The 20639-nt window shown below is 36.6% G+C and carries 21 protein-coding genes; 4 read left to right on the top strand and 17 right to left on the bottom strand.

Annotated features, from left to right (window positions below):
* Window positions 1-160: 160 nt before the first annotated feature.
* The 5 genes from B9T35_RS13180 to B9T35_RS13200 all read right to left on the bottom strand — a co-directional run bounded on the left by B9T35_RS13180 (window position 161) and on the right by B9T35_RS13200 (window position 4859).
* Entirely contained in the window at window positions 161-937 is a 777-nt protein-coding gene (locus B9T35_RS13180) for a hypothetical protein (protein WP_086191566.1), read from the bottom strand.
* A 267-nt stretch (window positions 938-1204) separates the two neighbouring features.
* The gene (locus B9T35_RS13185; protein ID WP_086191567.1) at window positions 1205-2008 is read right to left on the bottom strand and encodes a hypothetical protein; all 804 of its coding nucleotides are present in this window, start codon (window positions 2006-2008) and stop codon (window positions 1205-1207) included.
* A 227-nt stretch (window positions 2009-2235) separates the two neighbouring features.
* On the bottom strand, window positions 2236-3033 hold the full coding sequence (locus B9T35_RS13190; protein WP_086191568.1) for a thioesterase family protein: 798 nt from the start codon (window positions 3031-3033) through the stop codon (window positions 2236-2238).
* Window positions 3034-3213: 180 nt separating this feature from the next.
* Entirely contained in the window at window positions 3214-4047 is an 834-nt protein-coding gene (locus B9T35_RS13195) for an undecaprenyl-diphosphate phosphatase (protein WP_086191569.1), read from the bottom strand.
* A gap of 122 nt (window positions 4048-4169) precedes the next feature.
* Entirely contained in the window at window positions 4170-4859 is a 690-nt protein-coding gene (locus tag B9T35_RS13200; RefSeq protein ID WP_086191570.1) for a YggS family pyridoxal phosphate-dependent enzyme, read from the bottom strand.
* Window positions 4860-4978: 119 nt separating this feature from the next.
* On the opposite strand from B9T35_RS13200, the gene B9T35_RS13205 reads away from it, so the two are divergent.
* Window positions 4979-6016, top strand: a complete 1038-nt coding sequence (locus B9T35_RS13205) for a type IV pilus twitching motility protein PilT (RefSeq protein WP_086191571.1) — start codon at window positions 4979-4981, stop codon at window positions 6014-6016.
* Between the two features lie 25 nt (window positions 6017-6041).
* The gene (locus tag B9T35_RS13210) at window positions 6042-7160 is read left to right on the top strand and encodes a PilT/PilU family type 4a pilus ATPase (protein ID WP_086191572.1); all 1119 of its coding nucleotides are present in this window, start codon (window positions 6042-6044) and stop codon (window positions 7158-7160) included.
* Window positions 7161-7232: 72 nt separating this feature from the next.
* Here B9T35_RS13210 and fur read toward each other — a convergent pair whose 3' ends face one another.
* Window positions 7233-7670, bottom strand: a complete 438-nt coding sequence (gene fur / locus B9T35_RS13215; RefSeq protein ID WP_086191573.1) for a ferric iron uptake transcriptional regulator — start codon at window positions 7668-7670, stop codon at window positions 7233-7235.
* Window positions 7671-7782: 112 nt separating this feature from the next.
* Here fur and B9T35_RS13220 point away from each other — a divergent pair, with 112 nt between their 5' ends.
* Entirely contained in the window at window positions 7783-8181 is a 399-nt protein-coding gene (locus B9T35_RS13220; RefSeq protein WP_086191574.1) for an outer membrane protein assembly factor BamE, read from the top strand.
* A gap of 69 nt (window positions 8182-8250) precedes the next feature.
* On the opposite strand, the gene B9T35_RS13225 is transcribed toward B9T35_RS13220, so the two are convergent.
* The 11 genes from B9T35_RS13225 to B9T35_RS13275 all read right to left on the bottom strand — a co-directional run bounded on the left by B9T35_RS13225 (window position 8251) and on the right by B9T35_RS13275 (window position 19455).
* The gene (locus B9T35_RS13225) at window positions 8251-8583 is read right to left on the bottom strand and encodes an RnfH family protein (RefSeq protein ID WP_086191575.1); all 333 of its coding nucleotides are present in this window, start codon (window positions 8581-8583) and stop codon (window positions 8251-8253) included.
* The gene (locus B9T35_RS13230) at window positions 8583-9650 is read right to left on the bottom strand and encodes a hypothetical protein (RefSeq protein ID WP_086191576.1); all 1068 of its coding nucleotides are present in this window, start codon (window positions 9648-9650) and stop codon (window positions 8583-8585) included. The genes B9T35_RS13225 and B9T35_RS13230 overlap by 1 nt, the downstream gene beginning before the upstream one ends.
* 186 nt (window positions 9651-9836) lie before the next feature.
* Window positions 9837-10292: a bacteriohemerythrin gene (locus B9T35_RS13235; RefSeq protein WP_086191604.1), complete on the bottom strand. Its 456-nt coding sequence runs from the start codon at window positions 10290-10292 to the stop codon at window positions 9837-9839.
* Between the two features lie 566 nt (window positions 10293-10858).
* Window positions 10859-11707 (bottom strand): class II glutamine amidotransferase, encoded by an 849-nt coding sequence (locus tag B9T35_RS13240; RefSeq protein ID WP_086191577.1) that lies wholly within the window; start codon window positions 11705-11707, stop codon window positions 10859-10861.
* A 104-nt stretch (window positions 11708-11811) separates the two neighbouring features.
* Complete coding sequence (locus B9T35_RS13245) at window positions 11812-12588, bottom strand: GNAT family N-acetyltransferase (protein ID WP_086191578.1); 777 nt, start codon at window positions 12586-12588, stop codon at window positions 11812-11814.
* Between the two features lie 126 nt (window positions 12589-12714).
* The gene (argB, locus tag B9T35_RS13250; protein ID WP_086191579.1) at window positions 12715-13620 is read right to left on the bottom strand and encodes an acetylglutamate kinase; all 906 of its coding nucleotides are present in this window, start codon (window positions 13618-13620) and stop codon (window positions 12715-12717) included.
* 12 nt (window positions 13621-13632) lie between these two features.
* Entirely contained in the window at window positions 13633-15078 is a 1446-nt protein-coding gene (locus tag B9T35_RS13255; protein ID WP_086191580.1) for a phosphomannomutase/phosphoglucomutase, read from the bottom strand.
* Between the two features lie 227 nt (window positions 15079-15305).
* Window positions 15306-15758, bottom strand: a complete 453-nt coding sequence (gene dut / locus B9T35_RS13260) for a dUTP diphosphatase (RefSeq protein ID WP_086191581.1) — start codon at window positions 15756-15758, stop codon at window positions 15306-15308.
* 142 nt (window positions 15759-15900) lie between these two features.
* On the bottom strand, window positions 15901-17940 hold the full coding sequence (locus B9T35_RS13265) for a UvrD-helicase domain-containing protein (RefSeq protein WP_086191582.1): 2040 nt from the start codon (window positions 17938-17940) through the stop codon (window positions 15901-15903).
* 146 nt (window positions 17941-18086) lie between these two features.
* Entirely contained in the window at window positions 18087-18719 is a 633-nt protein-coding gene (locus B9T35_RS13270; RefSeq protein WP_086191583.1) for an OmpA family protein, read from the bottom strand.
* Window positions 18720-18801: 82 nt separating this feature from the next.
* Complete coding sequence (locus B9T35_RS13275; RefSeq protein WP_086191584.1) at window positions 18802-19455, bottom strand: OmpA family protein; 654 nt, start codon at window positions 19453-19455, stop codon at window positions 18802-18804.
* A 240-nt stretch (window positions 19456-19695) separates the two neighbouring features.
* Here B9T35_RS13275 and B9T35_RS13280 point away from each other — a divergent pair, with 240 nt between their 5' ends.
* Window positions 19696-20622, top strand: a complete 927-nt coding sequence (locus tag B9T35_RS13280) for an acyltransferase (protein WP_086191585.1) — start codon at window positions 19696-19698, stop codon at window positions 20620-20622.
* Window positions 20623-20639 lie beyond the last annotated feature (17 nt).

The raw sequence follows: 20639 nt of genomic DNA on the forward strand, positions 1-20639 counted from the left end.
TTTTCATATCATTTTGATATTGAAATATCTTGTATAAAAGCCATCCCACTTATTTTTTATAAACAAGAAATTAAAGGGCTTCATACAAGTTGCTGATGAGAATTTAAAGTGGACTTTCCTAAAGAGGAAATTCCACTTTAAATTTTAAGCTATCTTTCTTTTACTTATCAGCTGGAAAAGCATTCGGTGGTGGCGCATATTTATTTACTGGTTTAGCAACATCTTCTGGCGCTTCTAATTCGTAAATTACAGTTCCAATAACACCAGCATTTTGAATAGAACCATTTGCAGAATTTGCTGCATATGAATCTGCTGGTTTACTAAAAGTAAATGAAGCAACAGCATTTTCACTTTTACGGAAACCTTCAATTGTTAAGCTATCACCTGAATGTAAAACATAGCCTGAATTGGTACGTGACGCTTCACTCCCATTAATCACATCAATACCATCAACACTGGCAACGATTTCAAAAGTTTTCCCAGTATTATTTTCATAATGAAGTTGATAACTTTGACCATTTTTCCCAGCCAAGTAATAGCTTTGTCCGACTCTAAACATAGGTAAGGCATTACCATTGTCATCGATAACAGAGAAGCTAATTTTTCCGCCAGCCACTGAAATAGAATTGACGGTTTTACCTTTGTAATCTTTATTGGCATATTGAACTTGAGTTTCTGCAATAGGCGAGCTTGATTTACGCTTTAGATCGACTTCAGTCACATGTGAGCTAATATCATCGCCCCACTTAGTCCCTAATGTTTCATCGGCAGCAACATCATTATTCTTAGCTTCTGCGGCAGCATCCGCTGCTGGACTTGTAGCTTCTGTACTTTGTGCACTTGAATCTGCTGCAACATCACTTTGACTGGTTTTTTTCGCACAAGCCGTAAGAAATATGCAGAAAAACAAACACATAAAAAAATTTATTGTTTTCATTGGATGACCTATATTTTAAATATAATAAAACGTCCCAATTTTTCGATTCAAATTGAATCTTGCTGAATTGGAAATGAAGAAATTAATTTAGATTATTATCAATTTTAGAATATCTTTAATTCTATAAATTGCCAATATACATATTTCATAATTATGTAACAATATAACATTTCAAAAGAAGAGCAATACACTCTCTTTTTAGTTTTAATTATAAGAAGTCTTGCATCAGTGTTAATAATTTCTCTGATGCAAGAAGTCTAGTGCTTATTAACGATCTGCAGGAAAAGCATTCGGTGCAGGTGCATATCCATCACTATTAGGTTTTAAAGGTGCTTTCGGTGCTTTAACTTCATACACCACTGTTCCAATCACACCAACATTTTGAATAGAACCCTTTGCACTATTGGCTGCATAAGCATCTTTCGGTTTGCTAAAAGTGAATGAGGCAACAGATGAATTGCTTTTTCTAAATCCTTCAATTGCAAATGAAGCATATGGTCTAAGTACATAACCACTGTTATATCGTGATGCTTTACTGCCATCTAAAACATCTAAACCATCTACACTAGCAACAATTTCAAAGGTTTGATTGCTCGAATTTGCATAACGTAACTGGTAACTCTGCCCATCATTGGCAGATAAATAATAATATTCACCATCTCGGTATAAAGGTAAAATTTTTCCGTGGTCATCTACCACTGAAAAGTTAATTTTTCCCGCACCCAAAGAAATACTATTAATACTGCGCCCTTGAAACTGCTTAGCAGCATAGAGAATCATGGTTTCTGAAATCGGTTTTGAACTTAAACGCTTTAAATCGACTTGGGTGACATTAGACGTAATATCATCTCCCCATTTCGTTCCCAGACGATCTTCAGACGTCATTTTATTATTGGTCGTTGGTGCCACTTTTGCTGTGCTTAATTTCATCATATTTGGAGATGATGTTTCTGCATAGCTTGGTTCAGCATCCATATTATTTGATGATTGTGTATCGGTTTGTACTTGAGTCGAGCTACAAGCTGCCAAAAAACCACTTAAAAATAACCACAATAATGATTGCTTGATCATCTACTTTTTTCCTTTATTAGAATTATTCAATTCGTTATTCAGGTCAGTATAATGAAATTATTGATTTTCGTTTCTAATGATTTGTTTAATTATTTTTAAGAATACATATTTTGCATAAACATTAACAGTCACTTTATTTTTCTTCTTTATAGGAAAAATTTAAAAAATATGTAAGAAACCGAATAAACCTGCATTAAAATTAATTTCTAATACAGGTCAGATAAAGATTAACTGATCGGTCTAAGTGTGAGTATTTGCTCACTGCGTCCAAATGGACCTTGTAAATCATGCAAAATACTACTGGTTAAACCAATTCCATCTGTTCCATATTGCTGTACAGTTTCCAACCCTAACCATTGACCTTGTGGTTGGCGATAAAGATGAACTTGCAAATCTAAATTTGGAAAGCCCCATTCTAAAGGTCTGCCTTGGCGAGGAACAATACCGTTTGCCACATCAATCATGCTAATTAAACGTACAAAATCGGATGTTGTCTGCCCTTCTACCATATCCGTTGTAGTACTAACCCAAACTAATCCCTTGCCTTGCTCATGATGATTCGATCTCGCCTCAACGGTTTTAGTAAATTGTCCAGGCCACTTTCTTAAACCATCAAAATCAGGCATATTTTCAGGTGTATCAACAGGTTGATCTTCTAAACCTGCAATTGCTGAACTGTCTTGCATCACCATACGCCAACTTTTTGCAACCACTAAGGTTTTACCTTGACCTTTCATTATCGATTCAATCAGCTCAATGGTTTTACCTGCTCGAATCACTTGCGTCGTGATTTCAATTTCGCCCAAAGCAATCAAGCCATAAATATCTAAGCTTATTCGCCCTATACGCATATTTTCACGTGGTGAAAATTGTTCTAACTCTGCACACATAACTCCTGTTGCAGGAGACATATGCTGTTCATTGGGATTCCAAGCACCTTGTGAATACATAGTCGATTGATAATGCGCTGTCACAACACCTTGGTCATCTTGAGTACGATTGAGCAATTGATAATAAGCAGACATGATCTTCCTTGTTTCAAGTATTTGTAAATTTAAATGAGTTTAAGCATTCTATTTTTGTACTTAACTTTACTTGATAAGTCCATTATTTCAGCAAAATTTGATCTCTTGGGTTCAATGTTTTATTGCACTATACCCTATTTGATAAGCGCAAAATTTAAAATTCAGACTCTACAAATCTATTCATCCTAATAACAAAACAACTCCTGCAAAAACCAAGCAATAAATACCAAACAAATACCAACGCCCATGCTCTAACCATGCAGACAACCATTTTAATGCGACTAAACCTGCAATAAAACTAAAGATCATGCCTGCTAAGCTTGGCACCATTAACTGACTAATTTGAGTGTGTTGTAAGCTTTGGGTATGTATTAAACGATAAAATTCTTTTGCAATCACAGCAGGTGTAAGTACAACTGCAAGGGCAAAACTGAATTCTTCAGCTTTTTGGCGAGATATACCTAAAAACAAACTGGTTGAAATGGTTGCACCAGAACGTGAAAAACCTCTGAAAGGCAGGCAAAGTGCCTGTACTGCACCAATCATTGATGCTCGACCCAGTGTAATTTCTCCAGTCTGACCTTTGTCTAAACGTGAAGATAAAATAATTAAAATCCCAGCAGCCGCTAAAGCCGTTGCCATCAATTTTGTATTACTAAAAAGTTGTTCTATTTCAAAGTTACTTGCTCCACCAAAAAATACATGTTTGATGATTGCTTGTAGCGTTAAGCCTAAAACCCCAGTAATTCCTGTCGCAACAATAATAAACAAAGCCTGCTTTTTAAAACTTTCCCATGATGAAAAATATGTCTTTTTCCATGATTTCCAAAAATAGACAATCACAGCAAACATTGTACCTGTATGTAACATCACCAATAAAAATGTCATGTCAGGTGCGGATGGATCAAAGCCCATTAATTTTTCAGCCAAAATAACATGTGCAGAACTGGATACAGGCAATAACTCTGCCAAACCTTGAATAATGGCAAGAATCAAAACATGAAATAAAGTCATCAATCTTTTCTATCTTTAGAATTGTTGATGCCTTATACGTTTATTGGATTAAATAGAAATTAAAATTTACTTAAATCCATCCGTGGATTCATTGAGTCACTCTTTGAATAAAATTGACTAGATCACTTTTGAGAATAATCTCGAGCACCAAACAGCGCTGTTCCAACCCGTACCATGGTTGAACCTGCTGCAATCGCATCCAACATATCCCCAGACATTCCCATACTTAAAGTATCCCAATCTTCAGGATGTTGATGTTCTATTTTAACTGTTTCGAATAATTGTTTAGCATCAATAAAGGCTTGAGGATTATTCGGTGCAGGAATCACCATTAAACCTCGTAATTTTAAAAGCGGTAATTGGCTTATAGTTCGGACCAGTTCAGCAACCTCATTCGGTTGACAACCATCTTTCGTATCCTGAGCATCAATATTCACTTGTAAACAAATATTCAAAGGCACTTGAGATGCTTCACGCTGACTGGACAAGCGCTCTGCAATAATCAACCGATCAACACCATGCACCCAAGCAAATTTCTCTGCCAAATGTTTGGTTTTATTGCGTTGTACATGTCCAATAAAATGCCATTCGATGTCCAATGATTTTAAATTTTCAATTTTATCTAAGGCTTCTTGAAGATAATTTTCACCAAACATGCGCTGTCCAGTTGCATACATTTCTTCAATCAGGTCACTTGGATGTGTCTTTGAAACGGCAAGTAAGTGTACTTCATTCACATCCCTATTCGCAGCTTCACAAGCCTGTTGGATTTGTTGTAACACCTGATTTCGAGCTTGTTTTAGATCATTCATTGACTACCGTCTCATTTCAAATAAATTTCAGCTTCCAAGCAATTAAATTGTTGGTTATGCTGAGTGAAAGCCTTATCATTCTACAAAATAATTAAGCAAATAGTTACTTCGGGGACATTATGGATATTACAGAATTATTGGCATTTTCGGTTAAAAATGGGGCGTCAGATTTACACTTATCGGCAGGTATGCCACCGATGATCCGTGTAGATGGTGAAGTTCGTCGTATTAACTTACCTGCACTTGAACACAAAGATGTGCATCGTCTTGTTTATGACATTATGAATGATAAACAACGTCGTGATTTTGAAGAACAGCTTGAAACTGACTTTTCATTTGAAGTTCCTTCAGTTGCTCGTTTCCGTGTAAATGCATTTAACCAAAACCGTGGTGCTGGTGCTGTATTCCGTACCATTCCATCTAAAGTTCTTTCTATGGAAGACTTAGGAATGGGACAAATCTTCAAAGATATTTGTGAATATCCACGTGGTATTGTACTCGTTACAGGCCCAACAGGTTCGGGTAAATCAACCACCCTTGCTGCAATGATAGATTATATTAACGATAACCGTTATGACCATATTCTGACTGTAGAAGACCCGATTGAGTTTGTACATCAATCTAAAAAGTGCCTCATCAATCAACGTGAAGTACATCGTGATACACACGGTTTTAATGAAGCACTTCGTTCAGCGCTTCGTGAAGATCCAGACATTATTCTTGTTGGTGAGATGCGTGACTTAGAAACCATTCGTTTAGCACTGACCGCGGCTGAAACAGGTCACTTGGTTTTTGGTACGCTACATACCACGTCTGCGGCAAAAACTATTGACCGTGTCATTGACGTCTTCCCTGCTGAAGAAAAAGATATGGTTCGTGCCATGTTATCAGAATCTCTTCAAGCTGTTATTTCTCAGACGCTGTTGAAAAAAACGGGGGGCGGTCGTGTTGCAGCACATGAAATTATGATTGGCGTTCCTGCGATTCGTAACTTGGTTCGTGAAAACAAAGTCGCACAAATGTATTCTGCAATCCAAACAGGTGCAAACTACGGTATGACGACATTGGATCAAAGCTTAAAAACCTTGGTCGCAAAAGGTGTGATTAGCCCACAAGTTGCACGTAATGCAGCGAAACAACCTGAAGCATTCTTATAATTAAAACGGATTTTGGATATTAATAATGGATTTTAATGACTTACTCAATCTGATGATTGAACATAAAGCCTCTGACTTATTTATCACGGCTGATGTTGAACCATCCATGAAGATTAACGGACAAATTTCACCCATTGCAAAAACAAAATTGACGGGAGAAATCGTTGGTCAACTGATTCACTCGATTATGAGTGATAAACAACGAAAAGAATTTGCAGATACGCGTGAATGTAACTTTGCGATTACCAATAAAGACAAAACAGCGCGTTTCCGTGTTAGTGCGTTTCAACAACGTGATATGCCCGGCATGATCTTACGTCGTATTGAAACAACTATTCCGACAATGGAGGAATTAAAACTCCCCCCTATTCTCAAAGATTTAGCCATGACTAAACGTGGCATTATTATCTTTGTAGGTGCAACAGGGACGGGTAAATCAACTTCTCTTGCTTCACTGATTGGATATCGTAACCATAATACCAAAGGTCATATTATTACGATTGAAGATCCAATTGAATTTGTACATGAGCACGCAGGTTGTATTATCACGCAACGCGAAGTAGGTATTGATACAGATTCATTTGAAATCGCTTTAAAAAATACCCTACGTCAAGCACCTGATGTCATCTTAATTGGTGAGATTCGTTCACGTGAAACCATGGACTATGCCATTGCCTTTGCTGAAACAGGTCATTTAGTTTTTGCAACACTGCATGCCAATAATGCTAACCAAGCCATTGATCGTATCATTCACTTTTTTGAGTCGGATCGTCATAGTCAATTATTCATGGATTTATCACTCAATCTAAGAGCAATGGTTGCGCAGCAACTTATCCCTACACCTGATGGCAATTCGCGTCGTGCTGCAATTGAAATATTAATTAACTCTCCGTTAATTTCAGATTTAATTCGTAAAGGTGAAGTACATGAGATTAAAGACCTAATGAAGCGTTCACGTGAATTAGGGATGCAAACATTCGACCAAGCCTTGTTTGATCTTTATAAAGCTGGACAAATCACCTATAAAGATGCATTAAAACATGCTGACTCACCCAATGATTTACGTCTACAAATTAAATTAGATGAAGAAGGTGGCGCTCAATTATTGAATGCAACCAATAAACTGACTTTTGATGGTCAATAATTTTTAAAAGCCAAACAAAAAAGGGAACTTAATGACTAAGTTCCCTTTTTAATTTGTTGTATTTATGTGATTTTATTTCTTACGTAAAGCTTCTTTACATTCAGGTGCATCACAATAACCGTAAAGATTTAAAGAGTGTCCAGTCAATGAGAAACCAAACTTTTCCGCAACTTCATGTTGCTCATGCTCAATAGTATCATTAGTAAATTCAACAACTTTATTACAATTTAAGCAAACTAAATGATCGTGGTGATCATCTTGCATGATTTCGAAAACAGAATGATTGTTTTCAAAATGATGGCGCTGAATAATACCCGCCGCCTCAAACTGTGTTAACACGCGGTATACGGTCGCTAAACCAACATCTTCACCTTGTTCAAGTAATGTTTTATAAATGTCTTCCGCGCTCATGTGGTGTTGTTTTGAATTTTCTAATAATTCCAAAATCTTGATTCGTGGAAGGGTAACTTTAAGTCCAGCTTTGCGTAAATCTTGATTTGAAATAGCCATATAAAAAGGTCTCGCAACAAATTTTAAGTTGGAATATGCAATAGAGTTGAGATGCAGTATGATCTATCCTTGGGTCAATTGCATCATAATTAATTTGGGATAGTGTAGCAAAATGCAAAAAATCATGCTGACGTTATTCGTCGCTTCATTGCTTGGCGGTTGTTCTGTTTTCGGAGTATATAAAGTTGATATTCCTCAGGGAACCCCTTTAACCCAAGCTCAAGCTTCAAAAATTCAAGTTGGTATGAATTATCAACAAGTACGTTTTTTGCTGGGCAGTCCAACAGTAACTGATCCGATGAATCCTTTACGTTGGGACTATATTTACAACTATATCCCAGGAACTTATGCTAAAAAAGCTAAAATTCCAGCAGCTCACGGTCAACACTTGAAAGTGTATTTTAATGAATCAGGAATCGTCTATAAAGTCGAGGGCTTAGAAAGCATTCCTGAGTCACAACCGGGTTTGCCTTCTTCAAAAGAAGCAATATTGAATGCGCCCCCACTATAGTCACTTTAAAATAAAAAGAAACCCCTCAATGAGGGGTTTCTTTTTATAAGACAATGAATATTTATATCATTACAATTGTTTAAAGCGATTGCCTCGGCAATACCGCCCAACAGGATTTGCAGCAGCTCGATTACGTCGAATGTCTTTCGGATTAATTTTTAAAGCCCGATAAATTTCTACGCGATCTCCCACTTGAAGCAATTGATTGCTATCCATAATTTTACTGCCAAAAATACCTAAACTATAATGCTCTGGCAATTCAATCTGATCTTCAATTTTACTTTGAACAATTGCATCACGTACTGTCATACCATCCACAAATTGTACAGCAATCACAAATTGTTGCTCAGGTGCTGCATAAGCCACCCAAACTTGGTGTTGTCCTTGATCCTGAACATTCATTAAATCAATTGTCCAATAAACGAAATGATGGCAACTACAATCGATACTGGTAAAACAACGCGCACAGCAATTCGCCATAGGTTATAAAACAGCTCATTGCTAAAGTTCACAGCCTTACGCAAATGGCTGATTTTCATGATCCAACCGGCAAAGATTGAATAAATCAAACAAATAACCAATCCCCACAACATCAATACAGGATTGAGAATATTTGCAATATTCGGAATAGCCCAAACCAATAATGCAACCGACAGAATGATAAATTGAATCACTATCGAAATTTGACGTTGAACCAATTGTTCACGAGCCAATTGCACCAATAATGCAGCAGCAATGACAGCAGCAATCGTCATACTCCATGCAGGGATTTGAGTACTCATCGCAAAAAAGCCAAAAGCAATCACGGCAATCAGTTGTGCAATCCAAATGGGTAATGCTGTTTTAGTTGAATTTTCTTGTTGTTGAATCTGTAAAAAACTGGTCTGCCAATATAAGCCCAAACCTAAACCACTGGCAACCAATGCAAGAATGGTCGCATTGCCCCACTCTTTAAATTCAATGGGAGTAATGTGCCACGGTTGTAATGCTGTGCCGAACACATTCGCAAGGATGAGTGAAATAATGACCGTAACTGCTGTTAAAATCACAAGAATTTGACGAGGCAAATAAGAGAGAGCCAGTGCAAGAATCGCTAAAATAATAAATGCAATGTTACTCTGCGCTGCAAATACAGTATTTTGTACAGTAACTTGTCCAATATTGAACAGTACTCCACCCGCAAGGAATGGAATAAAGACCACAGCCATCCACCCAACAATTCGCCATCTTTGCGAAGCGTCAGCATCACGCGTTAAACTAGATAAAGCATTTAAAGCTGTTGTTTTTGAACGTTTCGCTAATGCAATTTCCAAATAGGCAATGGGTAATGCCAAAATGAACATTGTTCCAAACCACAATAACCAAAAATCAATTTGTCGATCAATTTGAATACCTAAGCTTGGCGCAAGCCCAGCAATAATAATAAATGATAAACAAAATGCCATGAGCGGCGATAACCATCGTGACATAGAATTGTCCTGCATGACGTGTCCCGTGAAAAAGTCTTATGCTATTTTGCCTTTGTCATAGCTGAAAATCAAAGATTACAAAGAAAAAAGCAAATCACCCCCTCAGATGATTTGCTGCGCGAATTTGTTATTAAAATTTTAATTCTTTTTATCTCTCTTTATTTTATTATTTCAAAAGAATTTGCTCTATGAAAAAAACCGAGCAAACCAATTTTTACCTTTTTTCTTTTCATTTTCTTTAATAATACCCATCATATTTAATTTTACAGCACCGACATAATCTGCATCATCATGTTGAATATGATTGATTAACCATTTAGACAATACTTCATGTAACTCGTTTTCAATTGAATGCCCGGATTCAAAACGAGTACGATAACTTTCAATTTTCTTAATAAATAAATCATGTACACGTTTATGTGGAACACGATATTTATAGCCTGCTTCTTCTTGAAGACTTTCTTCAAAAGTAAAATGCGATTGCGTATAATCAATAATATTATCCAGAATCTGTTTTACTCGTGCACGATCTGTTGTAATACCGACTTCATCAATCTCATTGATATAATCTAAAATCCTTCTATGCTGATCGTCAATCACATCGATTCCAGTATTATATTCTGGTATCCAATTCATCTTCATACGACCACCTTTAAAAAATAATTGCAGTACAATTTCAACCATAGTATCTATTTAATTGATAAATAAAAACAAACCATATCACTCTGGATTATATAGAAAGCTTCAAAAAATCAATAACACACTGATATAATATAATTTTATTTATATACCCAACTAAAAGGCTCAATTATTTATTAACCGTTTATATTATTTTAACACTCATTATTTTTATCATTAAAATGACAATAGTTTAATTTAATTAAACAATTTTGATGAATTATATATATCAACTTATATAAAATTTAATACTAAAATCTTTAAATCATTCAATTAAAGAATAGAACTCTTAAATAAATCATTTTTTATTTTCAATAAAAACCAAAGACAAAATAAATACTAATGCAGGATATAAAATAAATATAAATTTTAAATGACTAATTAAACACCATATATAAAGTAATTTATTTACTCTTAAATAAATTACTTTATATATTTTTGAAAATTAACAAATGAATGAATAGGTTTCTTACAGCCTCCTTTTTTCTTATGAAAAAAATAAGGAGCTTGTAAACATTGATGTAAAATATCTAATATTGATCCGCTTTGGTTACCCTTTTTAAATTTGGATTCTCAGCTTCTCTTTTTAAGCGAGTAACACAAGTAATTGCACGCTGTATCGGTCGCCCAGCTTGAAATAAAATCATTTCCCCTGCTTGAAATGACGTCCAATTTTCATTGTGTGTTAGTGGTTCTGTCGTAATTACAGCAACACGATCTTCTGCTGTAGTGACTTCACTAAAATCAACTTCTACATCTAAATCAATCAATTGTGCAGGTTGAAATGGGTATTCTCGTACTAGCCAATGTAATTTTGTGATGGCATAGCTAAAAAGTGCTTGCCCATTGGATAAACAAAAATTAAATGTGCCATATTCTGCTATTTGTGGTGAAACTGTCTCAAGTACAGAAAATATTTGTTCTAAACTAGGCTCTACATAACCAAATTTTTCAACCAGTTGATCGAGTAAATAACAAAATGCTAACTCACTGTCGGTATTTCCAATCGGAATAAAACGACCCGATAAATTCGGTTGAAAATCGTGTAAATCACCATTATGTGCAAAAATCCATTGTCTTCCCCACAACTCGCGCATAAATGGATGTGAGTTCTCTAAGGTAATTTTACCTTGGGTTGCTTTACGAATATGTGCAATAACATTACGAGATTTAATTGGATAGTTTCGAACAAGTTCTGCGATGGGAGACTCCACAGCAGATTGATTATCAACAAATAAACGACAAGCTTTATCTTCAAAAAAGGCAATTCCGAAACCATCAGAGTGGTCAGACGTAATTCCTGCACGTTGCGAAAAACCTCGGAATGAAAAGGTAATATCCGTAGGTGTCGCACAATTCATTCCAAGTAGTTGGCACATAAGTATTCATATAGCTTTAATTATGTGAATATTGTGCATGAGTCCTCACTCGCTTGCAAATATCAAAAGTAGCAACACTTACGAGCGAGTAAAAATCAAGCAAATTAACGATGCACCATTTTATTTAATACAAAGTTTTTCGCAATTTCATTTACATCGAGAAAGACAAAATAGTCCAAACAATTAAAGGCTTGATCATAATAAGCTTGTTTAGATAGCTTCGCATTCATCTTTAAATAAACGTCAAACAACTTAGGGATACGTTCATCCTGCGGAAAACTAAATTTAGGATGTGTCGGTTCATAAGCAGATATCGCATTAATATTGATTGTTTTTTTATCCTCTAACTGCTTAATAAATTGATGCGTATAATACGCACGCGCTTTATTATCCTCTAAGCGAATACTGACACAGCCCATCAGGTGCTTCGCCTTCATTTTCCACAATACTGTCGGTACTAAATGTAACCACAAAATAGACAATGCCTTGCCTGAACGATAACGTGGATGCACACATGTTCTGCCTATTTCCACAATATTGGATAATTGTGAAAAACCTGATACATCAAATTCTTGTGCGCTATAACTCTGTGCTAATTCATGACCTTGGAAAAGTTTGAGTCGTGTATAAGCAACGATTTCATTGCTCCATTTGTCACGTAGCACGGCGTGTTCACAATCTAAGTCATATAAATCTTGATCTAAGCCATGATCAAAGTTGATCCCAAATTGATCAGAAAATTGTGTTGCACGAAATTTTTGTACTTCTTTCAGTTGTTTGAGGTCTTCGACCCATTCAAAACGATATTGTGATTGTGCTTTTTTAGGTTTTATTAACGGAATGCTTAAGTTTTGACGATATTGGTTTAATTTCGCAAACATATTCTAGACTCCTTGTGCTTTTCTTTACACTAGGCAATCTAGATGACAATGACATGACTAAATGATGAAGATTAAAAAAAGCCACAAATCGTGGCTTTTCAAATGTTACTTTTATTTAAGTTAGCATCATTTTACTGACTTAGTACGATTGGTAATTAATGTTCCAACCCCATGGTCTGTAAAAATTTCTAATAAAGTCGCATGTGGTACACGTCCATCAACAATATGCGCGCTGACAACACCACCTTTTACAGCATCTAGTGCACAACCCACTTTCGGGATCATTCCACCATAAATCACGCCTGTTTCGATCAGACGATCAACTTCCTGCGTACTGAGCCCAGTAAGCAAGTTTTTATTTTCATCCAATACGCCTGTAATATTGGTCAATAAAATCAACTTTTCTGCGCCCAATGCTTCTGCCACTTTGCCAGCCACCAAATCAGCATTGATGTTATAGGTATTTCCGTCATCATCCACACCCAAAGGTGCAATCACTGGAATAAAATCGCTTTGAGTAAACATTTCTAAAACATCAGTTTTTACACCAACCACTTCACCGACTAAACCAAGATCAATGTCTTTTACACTGCCATCTTCATTGGTCTTTTGCATGATTAACTTACGGGCACGTAATAAATTACCATCTTTACCCGTTAAACCAATTGCGCGTCCACCATGTTTATTAATGAGATTCACAATCGATTTATTAACACTACCGCCGAGCACCATCTCAACCACTTCCATGGTTGCAGCATCCGTCACACGCATTCCATCAATACGATCAGATTCACGACCTAATTGCTTTAAAAGGGAATCAACTTGTGGACCACCACCATGTACAACAATTGGATTTAAACCCACTGTTTTCAATAGAACGATATCGCGTGCAAATGAACTTTCCAAAGCAGGATCAGTCATTGCATTGCCGCCATATTTAACCACCAACGTTTTACCAGCGAAACGTTGAATATATGGCAAAGCCTCAGTCAAAATTTGAGCTTTGTCGATGCCAGTATGTTGTTGTGGCATTCGTCTATCCCCTTATGTACCTATAGATGAGTATGAATGTGCATTTAATATATCTTGCGCGATCATAGGATAACGTTCACTTAACATGGAAGCAAATGTATGCCGAATTTCATTTAATCTGGATGGACTATCTGCATCAAAACGCACTGTGAAAAACTCACCTGTATTCGATGCCCGAATAATGCCAAAACCATTTTCAAAATCGAGCCTCACTCCATCAATTTTACTTAATGATGCACCTATCTGATCACTTGAAGCTTCTATTTCATTCAGCACTGTTTTAGGGTCAGTATAATGTGTACTAATATAAGTATCTTGGGTATAGCAACGCTCAGGATATACAGCAAGAAGCTCAGACAGCGTTTGTGAATGCTGACTCAAGTATTCCATAACACGTAGTCCTGCATATAAGCCATCGTCATAGCCCATACCTCGACCATCGTTAAAGACATAATGCCCTGCATATTCTCCACCAAATACAGCCAAGCCTTTGGATTGCGACATGTATTTACGCAGAAAACTACTTCCAGTCCGAATCATTTTGGCTTGACCACCCAATTGTTCAACCACTTGACGAACCATGGTCGAGCATTTCACATCAAAAACAATTTCATGATGAGGATGATCTTTTAAGCACATTTCAGCAAATAATGACAGTAAGCGATCAGCGGAGACAATATTGGCCTTCTCATCAATTAAAACAACGCGATCTCCATCACCATCGAGGGCAATACCAATATCGGCTTGATGAGTTAATACATTTTTACGGAGTTGCTCTAAATGAATGGCTTGAGATGGATCAGGTGCATGATCAGGAAAATGACCATCGGCTTCACAGCGAAGCGCAATCACATCACAGCCCAATTTCTGTAAAATTAACTGAGCACAATGCCCTGCTGAACCATTTAAACCATCAATCACCACTTTTAATGGTCGCTTTAATTGAATATCACTCAAAATGGCTTGTTGATATTGTAGACAAAATTCTAGCTTTATCTGAGGCTTTTCTTCGCAAGAAATTTCTAGAGGAATATTTCGTTGATAAAATTTTTCTGCCTGATATCCAATGTCTTGAATCATTTCGGGCGTTGGTGGCTCATTTTGGATAATCCATTTAATCCCATTATCCGTTTTAGGATTATGACTGGCAGTAATCATAATGCCATTACCATCAAACTGACGTGCAGCAAAATACATTTGCGGTGTCGCACAACAGCCTAAAGCAGTGACTTTAAAATTCTGTTCAATAAATACATGCTCAATAATTTTGGCATAGCTAGGACTGGTCAAACGGGCATCATAACCAATCACAATTTGCGTTTGCCCTTTCTCTTTCATTTGTTGAGCAAGTGCATACGCAATACTGTGGATTAATTGAGGTGTTAATAATTCCACTTTTCCGCGAATATCATATGCACGAAAAATTTGATGTGGAAAATAATCTTGCGGGTTTTTCATAAGCAATACTTCTAGTTGCTTAATCTTCAGCGGGCTATATTAAAAATATAGACTCATTATCTATCGATATTATATTGAGATTTAGTAGCGCTGAAGTTAGACATTAATTTCGATTTTAATATCTTAAACGCTTAAATGAATTTTAAAAAATACTTTTTGTTACAATGCGATACAAATAATAAAAAAGCCTGAATTCTCAGGCTTTTTTACATTCATTCAAATTAAACTTAATTTTTACCTGTGTGCCCAAAACCACCTGCACCACGTTCAGTGGCTTCAAACTCACTGACTAAATCAAACTCAGCTTGAATTACTGGTACAAGAACATATTGTGCTAAACGCTCACCTGGTTCTAATTTAAAAGTTGCTTGACTACGGTTCCATACAGAAACCATCAATTCACCTTGGTAATCTGAGTCAATTAAACCCACTAAATTACCCAGAACGATTCCATGCTTATGACCTAAGCCAGAACGTGGCAGAATTAAACCTGCAAAATTTGTATCTTCAATATATATTGCCATACCTGTTTTAACTAAAACAGTTTGACCGGGTTCAATTTGAATCGCTTCATCTACACATGCACGTAAGTCTAAACCTGCTGAACCTGTTGTTGCATAAGTCGGTAATGGCCATTCTTGACCTAAACGTTTATCAAGTACTTTTACTTGAACTTTCATAATAAAATCCTATGAGTTTCTTTAACTTTAAATACAACCAATCAACGTTATTGAGTTTGTTCATCAAAATTAGGGCATTTAGAATCTACTTATTTATACGACTATAAACTTCAAAAACCTCTAAGTTTCAAAAACTACTCAATTAACGTTTTAACAATGCTTTTAAATTTTGCAGATATTGTTGAGCCTGTAATTTAGGATCAATATTTTCAGCCAACTTTTTCTTACGACCTAACCAATCTAAATCATCTTGCGGTAATTCATCTAAGAAGCGGCTTGGTGTCATTTGCTTCATTTGACCACCGTTTTTACGTTGCTCTGCTAAGGTTAATGTTAAACCTTGTTGAGCACGGGTAATTCCCACATACATGAGACGGCGTTCTTCTTCAATAGTTTCAGCAGCAATCGAGTTCTTATGTGGCAGAAGTTCTTCTTCTAAGCCCATAATATAAACAAACGGGAACTCTAGACCTTTAGAAGCATGCAAGGTCAGAAGATTGACTTTATCAGTATCTTCTTCTTCTTGTTGTTGCTCTAGTAAATCAAGCAGTACCATTTTACGAATGACACTTTCAATATTCTTTTCATCAACATCTTCAGCACGATTAATCAAACTTTGAATACTGGTGTACAGCATTTCTACATTATCAAGCTTGGTTTTTTCTTGTGCAGGCGTCGCCGCAGATTCACGAATATAATCGATATAACCTGCTTCCATCATCATCTGACGAATTTTAGGTACAGGCTCATCATCATCCAATAATTCACGCGTAAAATCATTAATAAAGCCTGCGAACTCAGCCAATTGCGTTGTGGCTTTCTTCGGCATGACCATCGTCAAACGCTGATCACTAGCAGCTGTGAGCAAAGACAGATGATTTTCTTGAGCAAATAAACCCAACTTTTCCAAGGTTACAGGGCCAATGGCGCGCTTTGGCGTATTAATAATACGTAAGAAAGCACTGTCATCTTCAGGATTAATAATAATTCTGAGATAACTCATGATGTCCTTAATTTCTGCACGTCCAAAGAATGACTGACCACCAGAAAGTTTATAAGGAATCTGCATTTGACGTAAATGTGTTTCTAAAACACGCGCTTGAAAATTACCACGATAAAGCACCGCGTAGTCTTTCCAACTTTTACCATTCATCAATTTATGCGTAATCAAATCTTTGACCACACGCTCAGCTTCATCATCATCATTACGACAAGTAATGACTCGAATCACCTCACCATGACCTTTATCACTCCATAGTTTTTTCTCAAAAATATGTGGATTATTGTCAATGACATGGTTTGCCGCTTTTAGAATACGACTGGTCGAACGATAATTTTGTTCAAGCTTAATCACTTTTAAATTATGAAAATCTTCTTTCAGCAAAGCCATATTTTCAGGTTTGGCACCACGCCATGCATAGATGGATTGATCATCATCACCTACCGCAGTGAATTGCCCCATCACACCAACCAGAAGTTTCACCAACGTGTACTGAGCTGTATTGGTATCTTGATACTCATCGACGAGAAGGTAACGAATACGATTTTGCCATTTATCTCGAACTTCTGCATTTTCTTGTAATAAACGTGTTGGCATCACGATTAAGTCATCAAAATCAACGGCATTATAAGCACGTAAATTACGCTCATACAGTTGATATAAATGTGCAAACTGAACGTCTTCAGTAGTTTCACAGGTGTTATGTGCCTGTTCAGGCATGATCAAATCATTTTTCCAATCTGATATTTTTTTCATTGCTTTCGCAATTAATTCTTTGCTTTCTGCACCCGACAAATTATCGCGATGCATTAAATCCATCAAAATACGTTTGCAATCATCTGCATCTAGAATCGAAAAGTTATTTTTGAGTGGTGTATTTTTCAACTCTAAACGAAGTAAATTTAAACCAAAAGTATGGAAGGTTGAAACGGATAACCCCTTACCCTCTTCTTTTCCCAATAATTTACTGACACGCTCTTTCATTTCACGTGCAGCTTTATTGGTAAAGGTCATTGCTGTAATTTTAAATGCAGGAATACCGCATTGCTGAACCAAATAAGCAACTTTTCTTGTAATAACCGATGTTTTACCCGAACCCGCCCCTGCAAGTACTAACAAGGGTCCTTGAGTATATTTCATGGCTTCAAGTTGCTTGTCATTGAGTTGACTTGCTTTAGACATCGTTCTTCCTCTAAAAACTTCGAGCTCGATTATAGTCATCTAAACATGACTTGCCTAATGCTTAATACAATTTTTACAAACCATATAAAGCTAAAAAAACCACCCCAAGGTGGTTTTCTTTCAACAACTAAACTTAATTCTATAAATTAGTTTGTTGCATAAACTGTAATTTCTACACGACGGTTTTGTTCACGACCCGCTGCTGTTGAATTGTCAGCAATTGGAGAACTTGAACCATAACCACGAGCAGACATACGAGATGCTGAAATACCTTGTGAAGCCAAGTAATTCAAAACTGATGATGCACGATTTTGAGACAATGGATTGTTAATTGCGTCAGAACCTGTGTTGTCTGTATGACCATGGATGACCAATGCTAATTTACCTGCAGTACCGCCTTCAGCCAATACACGAGCAACATCATTCAATGCCGCTTGGAATTTAGGTTGAATCGTTGCTGAGTTTGAAGCAAAAGTAACACTTGGCATTACCATGTTAATCGAACCATCTGGATTACGATTTACATCAACACCAGTACCCGCTAATTCTTGTTTTAAACGCTTTTCTTTCTGATCAAGAAGTAAGCCTGCGCCACCACCTAAAACAGCACCAATTGCAGCAGCTTGCCCCATTTTGTCTTTATCTGCATTTGAATACGCAATACCCGCACCCAATAATGCACCAAGACCCGTACCAATTGCTGCTTTGTCATATTCCATGTTTTGGCAACCAGAAAGAGCTAAAGCTCCAACAACTGCAGAGAGAACCAATGCGCGCATTTTAAAACCCCGTAAATACTTTAGACGTAAAAAATCGAACCATAGAAACCTATGATTCGATTCAGATTATATATGTTTTAGATTAGTTTGCCGCATAAATACTGATTTCTACACGACGATTTTGCTCACGACCAGAAGCCGTTGCATTCGAAGCGATCGGATTTGCAGCACCTTGACCTTGTGCATTAATACGAGATGTTGGAACACCTTGTCTTGCTAAATACGATGCAACAGATTGAGCACGTGCTTGAGATAAAGGAATATTAATTGAATCATTACCTGTGCTGTCTGTATAACCAGTTACAAGAATCGCACTCTTATTATCTTCAGTTAAAGTTTGTGCAACTTTATTCAACGTAGAATAGAAGTTTGATTTAATTGTTGATTGATTGGTATCAAACGTGATGTTACCTGGCATAACTAGACCAACAGAACCATCTGGATTACGGTTAACTTCAACCCCCGTACCTTGCATTTGTTGACGTAATTTTTTCTCTTTATTATCAAGATATAAACCAGTACCCGCACCTAAGATCGCACCAATTGCTGCCGCACGGTTGTTTTGTGCAGAAGAGTTAGCATTACCGCGAGACAAACCATAACCAGCAGCAGCACCAATTAAACCACCAATTGCAGTTTTATCATACTGACGTGCACCGCCAGTACCATTGTCCATAGTTTGACAGCCTGAAAGTGCTAGAGCCCCGATTACTGATGATATTACTAGTGCGCGCATGATACGCCTCCTGATTTTGATTTTTTGTATGTGCCAATGATCGTCTATTAAATCGAATGAAAATATTGACATTTTGTTAAAAATTAAGCTTTAAGTTACATTTTGTAATATTTAATTAGCAAACAGTGATCACTTCATCATAATTTACACATACTTTTAAATTGATACTTTTTTATTTATGAGTCTAAGGCTATATTTAAATCATAATCTATTCATTAAACTAATAGTTAGGACTGTTCTATGTCAACTCAGCAACAGAAACAACCTATATTAAAAAAAATTTCTAAAGGTTTAACCGTTAGCTCTGTCATCACTGGAAGTACTTTTTTTCATGGCCCACCTGTTCTTGCTTTGGGGCTCACTAAGCTTATCAAAAAATCACCTAAAATTGATGAAACAAATATTAACATTACCAACAGTTGGTTAGGTGTGAATAACTGGCTGATCGATCATGTCTTACCTGAATTAAAGTGGGACATTAGCATTGATGATGATCTAGATTTAAGCATGCAAGGTCGTTATTTAATGACTTGTAATCATCAAAGTTGGGTTGATACTACAGTGAATCAGTACTTTGGTTTAAAACGCATGCCACTCACCCGTTTCTTTACCAAATGGGAACTCATTTTTATTCCCTTTGTCGGTCAAGCCTTTAAAATTCTAGGCTTTCCAATGATGAAACGACATAGCAAAGAGCAGATTGCAAAAAACCCTGAGCTTAAAAATAAAGATATGGAAGAAGCACGTAAGGCTTGCGAGCAACTGCTAAGCCAGCCTTTCACCTTGTTAAATTACTTAGAAGGCACTCGCTTTACCCCTGAGAAGAAGGCAAAGCAAGGTTCACCTTATACAAATTTACTCAAACCTAAAGCAGGTGGTCTTGCCCTTGCCCTCAATATTTTGGGTAATGACATCGATGCATTGGTGGATATGACCATTGTGTACCCTGATGGCGCGCCGGGTTATGGTGAATTCTGGTTGGGAGATGTTTCACGTATTGCGGTGAATCTACGAAAAATAGATATTCCAGATTGGGTATTAGGTGGGAACTATGAAGAAGATGCTCTCTATCGTGAACATTTTCAGCAATGGGTTGATCAACTATGGACAGAAAAAGATATGTTGATTAGTCAAATGAAACAAAAGTATCAATCTGAAACTACATAATTAAAAGAAATAAGACA

This window comes from Acinetobacter sp. ANC 3832 (assembly GCF_002135415.1).
GTDB lineage: Bacteria > Pseudomonadota > Gammaproteobacteria > Pseudomonadales > Moraxellaceae > Acinetobacter.